The following is an 11852-nucleotide window of genomic DNA, read 5'->3' on the forward strand; positions in this document are numbered from 1 at the left end:
CATGAGCCTGCGTTTCCTTCCCTGGTCCTTTGCCCTCGCGCTGCTGGTCGGCTGCAGCACCGTGTCCGCGCCGCATGTGCAGCGCAAGGGCAATCTGTCGCCCACTGCCGAGGCCGGCCAGGCGGCCGATGTCGCCGCGGATGCTGCCCGTGACGCCCAGGGCGCTCCGCAGGCGGTGATCCGCCGTGGCACCGGCACCATGATCAACCGCGAAGCAGCACGCGCACCGGCACCGGCACTGCATGGCGCCAGCACCGGTGAAGCAACCTTCAATTTCGAAGGCGAATCGGTGCATGCGGTGGTCAAGGCCATCCTCGGTGACATGCTGGGCCAGAACTACGTGATCGCACCGGGGGTGCAGGGCACGGTCACCCTGGCCACGCCCAAGCCGGTGTCGCCGGCGCAGGCGTTGAACCTGCTGGAGATGGTGCTGGGCTGGAACAACGCACGCATGGTCTACAGTGGTGGCCGCTACAACATCGTCGCCGCCGACCAGGCGCTGGCCGGTACGGTCGCGCCGAGCACGGCGCCCGCTGCCAGTGCGCGAGGCTTCGAGGTACGGGTCATCCCGCTGCAGTTCATCTCCGCCACCGAAATGAAGAAGGTACTGGAGCCGTATGCGCGGCCCAATGCCATCGTCAACGTCGACAGCGGCCGCAACGTGATCACCCTGGGTGGTACCCGCGCCGAGCTGGAAAACTACATGCGCACCGTCGAGATCTTCGACGTCGACTGGCTGTCGGGCATGTCGGTGGGCGTGTTCCCGATCCAGTCGGGCAAGGCCGAACAGGTGGCCGCCGACCTGGAGAAAGTGTTCGGCGAGGAGAGCAAGACGCCCAGCGCCGGCATGTTCCGCTTCCTGCCCCTGGAAAACGCCAACGCGGTGCTGGTGATCACCCCGCAGGTGCGCTACCTGGACCAGATCCAGCAGTGGCTGGACCGCATCGATACCGCCGGTGGCAGTGCCCGCCTGTTCTCCTACGAGCTGCGCTACATCAAGGCGCGTGACCTGGCCGAACGGCTCAGTGAAGCCTTCGCCAGCAGCGGCAACCGTGGCGGTTCAAGCCCGGCCTCGCTGGCCCCGGGTGCGATGCCGTCGCAGCTGGGCAGCGACGGCGACCGTGGCATGGACAGCAACAACAACAGCAGTTTCGGCTCGACCCCGGGCAGCGGTTCCAGTGGTGCCGGCAACGGCAGCATGAACCTGCCGCAGCGCCAGTCCGGCAACGTCAGCGTCAGCCTGGAAGTGGAGGGCGATCGCGTGGGCGTGTCGGCGGTGGAGGAAACCAATACCCTGCTGGTGCGCTCGACCCCGCAGGCCTGGCGCTCGATCCGCGAGGTGATCGAGAAGCTGGACGTGATGCCCCTGCAGGTGCACATCGAAGCCCAGGTGGCCGAGGTCTCGCTCGATGGCGACCTGAAGTACGGCGTGAACTGGTTCTTCGACAACGCCGTGGCCGGGCGTGCCCTGACGGGCGCATTGGGCGGCGTGACCCTGCCGGCGGCAGCGGGGGGCTCGTGGAGCAGCTTCGCCGGTGCCGCAACGGGCGGCGAAGGCCTGGGCTGGGCATTCACCGGCCACAATGGCGCGGCGGTGGTGAGCGCGCTGGACAAGGTCACCGATGTACGCCTGCTGCAGACCCCTTCGGTGTTCGTGCGCAACAACGCCGAGGCCACGCTCAACGTGGGCGACAAGGTGCCGATCAACACGACTACGGTGAACACCGGCATCGGCACCAGCAGCTACAGCTCGGTGCAGTACATCGACACCGGCGTGATCCTGAAGGTGCGCCCGCGCGTGACCCGCGACGGCACGGTGTTCCTCGATATCGTGCAGGAAGTGAGCAGCGCCTCGAACGTGCCGGAGAACTGCAACCCGCAGGAGCGCAACTGCAACCCGCGCATTTCCACCAAGAAGCTGTCGACCGAAGCGGCGGTGCAGAGTGGCGACACCATCATGCTGGCCGGCCTGATCACCGATACGGCCACCGATGGCAGCAGCGGCATTCCCGGCCTGAGCCGGATTCCGGTGGTGGGCGCGCTGTTCGGGCAGAAGAGCCGCACCAGCCGTCGTTCGGAGGTGATCGTGCTGCTGACCCCGAGCATCGTGCGCAACAGCCAGGAAGCGCGCAATCTGACCGACGAGTACAGCCAGCGCTTCCGCGCGATGGAACCGCTGAACCAGCCGCGCGCAAAGAAGTAAGGGGGTTGCGGCAGGGCTGCGCCCTGCACCCGCAGAGGCTGAAGCTGGAGCAACGGCAACAGCAACAGCAACAGCAACAGCAACAGCGGGTTTACTGAGGGATGGCGGGGCACTGTGGGTTTGCGGGGACGCCGTAAACCCGTCCATGGGGGCTTGGTCGCCGCATCCATGCGGCTCACACCCCGCAAACCCACAGTGCCCCGCCTTCGACAGTTTCCTGCTGCTGTTGGTAGGTGTCGACCTTGGTCGACGCGATCCACGCCATGCGTGGATGACTCTCCATCGAAATCGAATATTTCGATATATGTGAGATCTGAGCCCAGCATGGCTCGGCTCTACAGAAGAGCAGGCAGGTCGCGGAAAACTGTCGAAGGCGGGGTGGGTCCGGTTGCGGGGGCGTGAGCCGCATGGATGCGGCGACCGAGCTTACATGGACGTACTTGCAGCGTCCCCCGCAACCGGACCCACCCCGCCAACCCCCAGGAACCCAGCTTTTGCTTCGGCTGTTGCTGTTGCCCTGGCCTGAGGCGGCTGCCGGGTGCAACCCGGCCGATACCCTCCCAGTGCTAGGCTGTGGCTACCGACAACCACGGAGGCGGGATGGGGGCGATCGTGTTGTTGCCGCTGTGCGTGGACGATGCCGCGCTCGACCGCTGCCTGGCCGCACTGGATGCGGGCACCGCGCCGGGCACCGCGGTCTGGCTGGCCGACGATGCGCAGACCGGGCCGCGTGCGCAGGCGGTGGTGGAACACTGGTTGGCGCACACGCCACTGCAGGCCGAGTACACCCGGCGTGCACGGCCACTGGGTGAAGTCGCCCACCTGGACGAGATGCTGCGCGCCTGCGATGGCATGGACGTGGCGGTGCTGGCACCGGACAGCGTGCCCGCACCGGGCTGGCTGCAGCAGCTGCAGGACGCCTTCGCCCGCGATGCCGCCATCGCGACCGCAACCCCATGGTGCAATGCCGGCGAAACCGCTGCGTGGCCCCGGCTGGGCGAGATCAATCCGGAACCCGACGATGCCGCGCTGCTGGCGCAGACCTGTGCCGGCCTGCCAGCGCTGCACCCGGAGCTGCCGTCGGCGGTCACCCACGCGGTGCTGGTGCGGGGCAACGCGCGTCGGCGTGCCGGGGGCCTGGACGTGGACAGCTATGCCGGCTGGAACGCGGCGCTGGTGGACCTGAGCCTGCGCATGGCCGGCCTGGGATGGCGCAACGTGTTGTGCGAGACCGCCTTCATCAGCCGGGCAGGGGAGGCGGTCAGCCGCGATGGCGATCTCGAGGCCCTGGCCGCGCGCTGGCCGGGCTGGGTGCCTCGGCTGGCTGACTTCCTGATGCACGATCCACTGCACGGGCTGCGCGCCGATCTGCAGCAGCGCATGCGGCAGGCGATAATGCCGAAGGAACAGGGGGACCTGTTCGTCCCGTCTTCCGCGCCGGAGCCTCCTGCTTGAATGTTGCCATTGCCGCCATCGTCGTCACCTACCAGAGCGGCAGCACCATCGATGCCTGCCTCTCGCGCCTGCGCCAGGCGCAGGACGTGGCCGAGATCCGGGTGATCGACAATGGCTCGATGGATGGCACGCTGGATATCGTGCAGCGCCATGCCAGCCACGACCCGCGCGTGCGTTTCGTCGGCAATCCGGACAATCCCGGCTTTGCCGCCGCCAACAACCAGGGCGTGGCCGATTCGCACAGCCCATGGCTGGCCTTCATCAACCCGGACCTGATGGTTGAACCGGAAACACTGGCCGCACTGCGCGCCCGTGCCGAAGCGCTGGGCGACTGCCTGCTCGGCGTCGAACAGGTCGACGAGCAGGGCCATGCCGACGAGGCCGTGCGCCGCCGCGATCCGGACTTCCTGATGATGCTGCGCTCGCCAGGCAAGGGCTCGAAGCTGGCGGTGCCGCGTGACCCGCAGCAGGTGCTGCAGCGGGTGCCGGCGTTGTCTGGCGCGCTGCTGATGATGCCGCGTGCATTGTTCGACTGCATCGGAGGCTGGGACGCGGGCTATCGTCTGCACGCCGAAGACCTGGACCTGTGCCGGCGCGCGCGCGAAGCCGGGGCGGTGGTGGCGATCGCCAATGACCTGCAGGTCACCCACGTTCGTGGCGTCTCCAGCCGCTCGCGGCCGTTCTTCGTTGAATGGCACAAGCACAAGGGCCTGTGGCGCTATTTCCAGAAGTTCGAGGCCAGGCAGCGTTCGCTGCCGGTACGGGTGGCGGTGTGGGGCGCGATCTGGGCGCACGCCCTGATGCTGGTGCCGCGCCTGCTGCGCAGGTCGTTGTAGAGCCGAGCCCACGCGCGGCTCAGGCAACAATCCAACCGGGCGTGGGCCCGGCTCTACGGAAGGCGGGCGCGCCCACGGTTCACTCCGCCGGGCGCATAATCCGCCCCATGCCTATCATCCAGTCCCTGCTCGACACCGATCTGTACAAGTTCACCATGATGCAGGCGGTGCTCCACCAGCACCCCGGTGCCCAGGTGCAGTATCGGTTCAAGTGCCGCACGCCCGGCATCGACCTGGCCCACTACATCGACCAGATCGACGAAGAGATCGACCACCTGTGCAGCCTGCGCTTCAGCGACGCGGAGCTGGACTACATGCGTGGCCTGCGCTTCGTGAAGCCGGATTTCGCCGATTTCCTCGGCCTGTTCCACCTCGACCGCAAGTACATCCAGCTACGCGCGTCGAAGACCGTGCCCGGTGAGATCGAACTGGACATCACCGGCCCGTGGCTGCACACCATCCTGTTCGAAGTGCCGCTGCTGGCGATCATCAACGAAGTCTGGTTCCGCAACACCACCGCCGCCGACTTCGCCGAGGGTGAGCGCCGCCTGCAGGCCAAGGCCGCGCTGCTGCGCGATACCCCTGGTTTCGAGCAGTGCCGCATTGCCGACTACGGCAGCCGCCGCCGCTACTCGCGTGACTGGCACGCCCGTCTGCTGCCGCTGCTGCGCGACGCGCTCGGCCCGCAGCTGGTCGGCACCAGCAACGTGCACTTCGCCCGCCTGTACGGCATGACCCCGCACGGCACCATGGCCCATGAGTATCTGCAGGCCTTCCAGGCACTGGGCCCGCGCCTGCGCGACTCGCAGGTGGCGGCACTGGAATCGTGGGCACGCGAGTATCGCGGCGATCTGGGCATCGCGCTGTCCGACGTGGTCGGCCTGGATGCGTTCCTGCGCGACTTCGATATGTACTTCTGCAAGCTGTTCGACGGTGTCCGCCACGATTCGGGCGATCCGTTCGACTGGGGCGACCGCATGCTGGCGCACTTCCAGCAGCGCCGGGTGGATGCACGCAGCAAGGTGCTGGTGTTCAGCGATGGGCTCGACATCGCCAAGGTGATGCGCCTGTACGACTACTTCCGTGGTCGCTGCCAGGTCGCCTTCGGCGTCGGCACCCACCTGACCAATGATCTGGGGCCAACGCCGCTCAACATCGTCATCAAGATGGTCCGCTGCAACGGCCAGCCGGTGGCCAAGCTCAGCGATTCGCCGGGCAAGAGCATGTGCGACGACCCGGGCTACCTGGCCTATCTGCGCCAGGTCTTCGAGCTGCCGCCGGCGTAAACGCGTCGGCTTGCAGCACGCCGGCTTACAGGTAGTCGACCACCACCAGGTAGGCTCCCTGCAGCGGCTGCTGCTTCGAAGCCTGCACGCTGTAACGCTCGGAGAAGGCGATATCGCCGGCGCGCATCGCGCTGGCCGACACCGACAGCTTCTGGCCCTGGCGCTTGCCGTCGCGCAGCGTGGCGGCCTGGCCATCGGCAAGGGCCGTCACGGCAACCGTCGAGCCCTTGGCCGACGGCGGGCAGGCGGCCAGGCTCAGCTCACCCTGGGACAGGGCCGTCGTGCAGCCCGGCTCGGCGATGCGGCCGCTGAAACGGATGCTGCCGCTGCTGGCCTGGGCCAGTGCGCTGACGGACATCAGGGCCACGCACAGCAGAATGGAGTTCCTCATGACACGTTCTCTGGTTCGGTGTGTCCTAGTTAGCGACAGGTTCGATCCGTCTTTAATAGGACAAATCCGAATCTGCTAGGGCCATCACCAAGAAAGAGTGATGCGCATCAAATAAGGCGATTTCCACTTGAAAAAAGCCTGTTTCCGCGCATGCCGAACGCGTCACAAGGAGCGTCATGCAGGGTCGTTTGTGACCTGATCCGGCCACCGTCACGTTCCCCGCGCTCCCTGAATCTCAATTTTGCCTATCACGTCACATTTAAAGCGTCAATGAATTGGCGTTCAGAAAAATAATGAGACTTTCATCACAGTTGTGCCTATACTTGCGTCACGGATTCAGGGGAAGGTATGTCCGAGTCCGGCCACAGGTGAGACGCAAGGATGGGTCTTGATAGCCCGGCAGTGCTCCTTGCTTCCTCCTCTACTTCTCATCTCTTCAGTAGGGTTAGGTAAAAGCGAAAGCACAAGATCAATATCATCGCCGCTCTGATGCTGGCCGCCGCTCCGCTGGCCGCCAACGCCGCCGACGGCACCATCACCTTCAACGGCAAGGTGACCGACAAGACCTGCACCATCTCGACCCCGGGCGGCAAGGACTTCGCCGTCACCCTGCCGACCGTGTCCAAGAACACCCTGGCCACCGCCGGTGCCGTTGCGGGCCGTACCCCGTTCGCCATCAACCTGAGCAAGTGCAGCGCCGGCAACGTCGCCACCTACTTCGAGCCGGGTTCCACCGTTGACTTCAACAGCGGCCGCCTGGTCAACCAGGCTTCGGCCAACGCTGCCACCAACGTGCAGCTGCAGCTGCTGGGCTCGAACAACACGTTCCTGCCGATCAAGGCGGCTGGCACCGGTCTGGCCCAGGACAACTCGCAGTGGGTGACCGTGGCCGGCGACGGCACCGCCAACCTGAATTACTACGCTGAGTACTACGCCACTGCCGCCGCCACCCCGGGCGACGTCACCAGCAGCGTCAAGTACACGATCATCTACAACTGATCGTAGTCGTACCCGCACTGGCCGGCGTACGCGCCGGCCAGTGCATCGCGGCCCCAGGCCACATACCTCGAGCGTAGTACTTCCGATGAAAGCAATCTTTCCCCGGGCGCTGCTGCTGGCAGCGTTCACGCTGCCCTTCTGCCAGAACGCTCTGGCCGGCGTGGTGGTCAATGGCACGCGAGTGATCTATCCGGCGCAGGCGCGCGAAGTCACCGTGCAGGTCGACAACGTGGGCGATTCGCCGGCGCTGGTGCAGGCCTGGATCGACAGCGGCGACGCCAACCAGACCGCCGATACCAGCGATGCCCCGTTCGTGCTGACGCCGCCGATCGCGCGCGTCGAACCGGGCCGCAGCCAGGCGCTTCGCCTGATCTTCTCCGGCGCGCAGCTGCCGACCGACCGTGAGTCGGTGTTCTGGCTCAACGTGCTGGATGTTCCGCCGTCCCCGGACAACGCCGACAGCGGCGAACAGAATTACCTGCAGGTCGCGTTCCGTTCGCGCCTGAAGCTTTTCTACCGGCCGCAGGGCCTGAAGGGCGTCGCCAACGACGCGCCGGCAGCGCTGCGCTGGACCCGCACCGGCGACCGCCTGCGGGTGGAAAACCCGAGCCCCTTCCACGTCACTCTGGCCGAAGTACATGCCGTGACCGGCAGCAGTGAAAAGGCCGTCGAGGACAAGGGCGCGATGGTCGCGCCGAAGCAGAGCCTGGAGTTCGCCGCACCGGCGGGCACCGACCAGGTCCGCTTCATCACCATCAACGACTACGGCGGCCGGGTGGAACACACCATCCGCCTCGGCAGCACCGGGGGCTGAACGCGCCGCGCTGGCCCTTGGCCTGCGCATCCCGCCACCGCCGCTGTGCGGCGAATTGAAGGAATGTCAGTGTGATCGGAAACAGATTGACATTGTCGATCCATCAGGCGCTTTGCCTGCTGGTTGCTGGCGTGGCCTGCCCAGGATGGGCGCTGGCTGCCCCGGCCAATCTCGGCGAACAGGCGCTGATGGCGCAGAGTGGTGCGGCCAATGCGCGTGCACCGGAGTCGGCCCAGTTCAATTCCAGCTTCCTGTCTGGCCAGGCCAAGCAGGTCGACCTGGCGGCCTTCAGCAACGGCAACCCGATGGTGGCCGGCAACTATCGTGTCGACGTCTACGTCAACGGTGCCTGGCAGGGCCGTCGCGATCTGCAGTTCAAGGCCGATGCGCAGGGCCGTGTCGACGCCTGCCTGCCGCTGCCGATGCTGGAAGAAATGGGCGTGGACAGCGAAGCCGTGCTGCTGCAGCAGGATCCGTCCGTGCCGACCGACAAGACCAGCTGCGTGCCGGTCCAGCAGCGCATGGCCAATGCCTATGGTGTCTATGACAGCGGCAACCTGCGCTACGACCTCAGCATCCCGCAGGTGTTCCTGCGCCGTGAGGCACGCGGCTACGTCAACCCGGCGCTGTGGGACCGCGGCATCAATGCCGGCTTCGTCGGCTACAGCTTCAATGCCATCGACAGCGACAGCCGTGTCGAAGGTGGCCAGCGTAACCGCAGTGCCTACCTCGGCCTCAACGCCGGCATGAACCTGGGTGGCTGGCAGTTTCGCCACGATTCGAACCTGACCTGGTCCGAGGGCGATGGCCGCCATTGGCAGAGCATCGCCACCTATGCACAGCGCGGCATTCCGCAGGTGCGCGGCATGCTCACCATCGGTGAGGCCTACACCACCGGTGAACTGTTCGACTCGATCGGTTACCGCGGTGCCAGCCTGGCCAGCGACGACCGCATGCTGCCCGATTCGCTGCGCGGCTACGCGCCGGTCGTGCGCGGCATCGCCGAGACCAATGCACGCATCGAAGTGCGCCAGAACGAGCAGCTGATCTACTCCTCCACCGTGTCGCCGGGCAGCTTCGTCATCGACGACCTGTACCCGACCGGCTACGGCGGCGATCTGGAAGTGAGCGTGATCGAGGCCGATGGCCGCCGCCGCGAATTCAAGGTGCCGTTCGGTTCGGTGCCGCAGATGCTGCGCGAAGGCGTGTCGCGTTACTCGCTGACCGCCGGCCAGGTGCGCAACAAGCTGCTGGCCGATGAGCCGTGGCTGGTGCAGGGCACCTACCAGCGCGGTATCGGCAACCAGCTGACGCTGTACGGCGGCAGTGCACTGAGCGACGGCTACCTGTCGCTGCTGTACGGCGTCGGCCTGTCCACGCCGGTTGGCGCGTTCGCCGCCGACGTCACCCACGCACGTACGACGTTCGACCACTACGGCAACCACACCGGTGCCAGCGTGCGCTTGAGCTACAGCAACATGATCGGCGAGACCGGGACCAACCTGACCCTGGCCGCCTACCGCTATTCGACCGAAGGCTTCTACAGCCTGCAGGATGCGCTGTATGGCCGTGATTCGGACAAGCGCGGCATCGATCCGACCACCCGTGGTCGCCAGCGCAGCCAGTTCCAGGTGACCCTGAACCAGCCGTTGGGCCGTCGGGGCGGCGCGTTGTACGTGACCGGCTCGGTGCGCGACTTCTACGACCGTTCCGGCACCTCCAAGCAGTACCAGGTCGGCTACAACAACGCCTGGCGTTCGGTGAACTACGGCTTCTCGGCGCTGCGCACCGAAGAGGGCGTACTCGGCCGCTCGGATACCCAGTACCTGCTGTCGATGAGCGTGCCGCTGGGCCGTGGTACCCACCCTGTGTCGTTCAGTGCTGATCTCGGCGTGCGCGACCGCGGGGGCTACGACAACAGCCGCGTTGGCATCACCGGTTCGGCCGGTGTCGACAACAACTTCAGCTATGGCGCGGCCCTGTCCGATTCCCGCGAGGGCAGCACCACCGCGATCGGCAACGTCGAATACCGCAGCCGCTATTCCGCATTGAACGCCAGCTACAGCCACTCGCGTGACTTCCGTCAGGCTTCGGTGGGTGCCAATGGCAGCGTGGTCGTGCATCCGGGTGGTTTCACCTTCACCCCGCAGCGTGGCGACACCATGGTGCTGGTGGAAGCACCGGGCGCGCGCGATGCGATCGTCAGCAACGCCCCGGGCCTGCGCGTCGATGGCCGCGGCTACGCCGTGGTGCCGTACGTGTCGCCGTACCGCCTCAACACCGTCACCCTCGACCCGCAGGGCATGGCCCACGACGTCGAGCTGGAAAGCACCAGCCAGTCGATCGCGCCGTTCGCCGGTGCCATCAGCTACCTGCGCTTCGATACCCGCAAGGGCAACGCGCTGCTGATCCAGGTGCGCAACCCGGATGGTCGCACCATGCCGTTCGGTGCGCAGGTCAAGGACGAGCAGGGCCAGCCGGTGGGCATGGTCAGCCAGGGCGGCCGCCTGTACGTGCGCAGTGAAAAGAACCAGGGCCGCCTGCTGGTGGAATGGGGCGCAGGCGCCGACCAGCGCTGCACCGTCGATTACCAGGTTCCGGCGGGCGCCGATGCGTCCAAGACCGGCTTCATCCCGCTGGAGGCAGCATGCCGATGATTTCTTCCCGAGGCCGCAAGGCGCTGGCTGCCGTGGCCGTGCTCGGTGGTGTGTTGCTGGCGCAGCAGGCCAGTGCCGCGTGCCGTATCCAGATCAATGGATTTGTTGCACAGGACGTGCAGATGGACATGGGTCAGATCGTGATCCTGCCCAGCACGCCGGTAGGCGGCGTGATCAAGGAAATCAGCGTACCGATCAACCAGCAGAACAGCGTTGCCCGCTGCGACTACTGGAACGGTGGCTACTCCACCGGTGAGTATGTCAACGCACCGCAGAAGCGACCGGTGGCCGGGTTTGCCAACGTTTACGAGACTGGCGTCGCGGGTGTGGGCATCCGCCTGTTCCGCGACTCCGGCGCGATCCAGACCTACTACCCGCACTCCATCAACTTCGCTGCCAACTCCACCATCTCGCTGATCGGTGGCCAGTTCCGCATCCAGCTGATCAAGACCGCCGCGCAGACCGGTTCGGGCGTGATCGCACCGAACGGTCGATTCACCACCTATTACTTCGATGGTGACGGTCCCAGCCGTCCGGTGCTGACCTCGACGTTCAGGGGCTCGGGCACCACCGTGGTCAGCCCGACCTGCGAAGTGCAGGCCGGCAGCCGCAACATCGCCGTCGATTTCGGCAGCGTGCCCAACACCACCTTCACCGGTGTCGGTTCCAAGGCCGTTGACCGCGATTTCGAGATCCGCCTGAACTGCCAGGGCAGCAATGTCGCCGCCTACCAGAGCAAGATCGGCATCCGCCTCGACGCCGACCAGGACAGCTCGAACATGCCGGGCGTGCTGAAGCTCAGTGCGGCCACCAACAGTGCCACCCGCATCGGCATCCAGATGGTCCAGCGGGATGGCAGCACCGAGCGCGAAGTCCGCTTCGGCCAGACCATCAACGTCGGCACCACCGCGCCGGGCACCAGCGTCATGGCGCTGCCGCTGCGCGCGCGCTATGTGCAGACCCAGGCCGGCACGGTCGGCGCCGGTGTCGCGAACGGCCAGGCCACGTTCACCATCCAGTACGAGTAAGGCGGTCCCAGGCTGCGGCCACTGCTGCGTTTCACTGCAACGTCGCCCGTTCCGCGGGCGGCGTTGACTGCGTCTTGATCTTCCAACGATGAAGATCAATGCCACGACGCGCGTACCATCATTCGAATGTGATGTACGTCGCGATTTTGGAGTTTCCTCATGAGGTGACCGTCTCCTGCCTGC

Annotated in this window: 9 protein-coding genes; 8 read left to right on the top strand and 1 reads right to left on the bottom strand. The window is 66.1% G+C overall.

The window, feature by feature from the left end; translation table 11 throughout:
- The first annotated feature begins 1 nt into the window (after window position 1).
- The 4 genes from gspD to pncB all read left to right on the top strand — a co-directional run bounded on the left by gspD (window position 2) and on the right by pncB (window position 5780).
- Entirely contained in the window at window positions 2-2203 is a 2202-nt protein-coding gene (gspD, locus tag N5D20_RS00070; RefSeq protein WP_279914961.1) for a type II secretion system secretin GspD, read from the top strand.
- Between the two features lie 600 nt (window positions 2204-2803).
- A complete protein-coding gene (locus N5D20_RS00075) occupies window positions 2804-3658 on the top strand; it encodes a glycosyltransferase (protein ID WP_197578233.1) in 855 nt (284 codons plus the stop codon).
- Entirely contained in the window at window positions 3655-4494 is an 840-nt protein-coding gene (locus N5D20_RS00080; protein WP_010482011.1) for a glycosyltransferase family 2 protein, read from the top strand. The genes N5D20_RS00075 and N5D20_RS00080 overlap by 4 nt, the downstream gene beginning before the upstream one ends.
- A 107-nt stretch (window positions 4495-4601) precedes the next feature.
- Window positions 4602-5780, top strand: coding sequence for a nicotinate phosphoribosyltransferase (gene pncB / locus N5D20_RS00085; RefSeq protein WP_279914962.1), 1179 nt, complete (start codon window positions 4602-4604; stop codon window positions 5778-5780).
- A gap of 25 nt (window positions 5781-5805) precedes the next feature.
- Here the strand turns inward: pncB and N5D20_RS00090 are convergent, their stop codons facing one another.
- On the bottom strand, window positions 5806-6171 hold the full coding sequence (locus N5D20_RS00090; protein ID WP_010482007.1) for a hypothetical protein: 366 nt from the start codon (window positions 6169-6171) through the stop codon (window positions 5806-5808).
- A 489-nt stretch (window positions 6172-6660) separates the two neighbouring features.
- On the opposite strand from N5D20_RS00090, the gene N5D20_RS00095 reads away from it, so the two are divergent.
- From N5D20_RS00095 to N5D20_RS00110, 4 genes are all read left to right on the top strand, one after another.
- Window positions 6661-7170, top strand: a complete 510-nt coding sequence (locus N5D20_RS00095) for a fimbrial protein (RefSeq protein WP_279914963.1) — start codon at window positions 6661-6663, stop codon at window positions 7168-7170.
- 85 nt (window positions 7171-7255) lie between these two features.
- Window positions 7256-7984: a molecular chaperone gene (locus N5D20_RS00100; protein ID WP_049411192.1), complete on the top strand. Its 729-nt coding sequence runs from the start codon at window positions 7256-7258 to the stop codon at window positions 7982-7984.
- Window positions 7985-8076: 92 nt separating this feature from the next.
- Window positions 8077-10641, top strand: coding sequence for a fimbria/pilus outer membrane usher protein (locus N5D20_RS00105; RefSeq protein ID WP_010482000.1), 2565 nt, complete (start codon window positions 8077-8079; stop codon window positions 10639-10641).
- Complete coding sequence (locus N5D20_RS00110; protein WP_279914964.1) at window positions 10632-11669, top strand: fimbrial protein; 1038 nt, start codon at window positions 10632-10634, stop codon at window positions 11667-11669. Before N5D20_RS00105 ends, N5D20_RS00110 begins: the two co-directional genes overlap by 10 nt.
- The last annotated feature ends 183 nt before the right edge of the window (window positions 11670-11852 follow it).

It is taken from the genome of Stenotrophomonas sp. GD03877, assembly GCF_029840555.1.
Classification (GTDB): domain Bacteria; phylum Pseudomonadota; class Gammaproteobacteria; order Xanthomonadales; family Xanthomonadaceae; genus Stenotrophomonas; species Stenotrophomonas geniculata.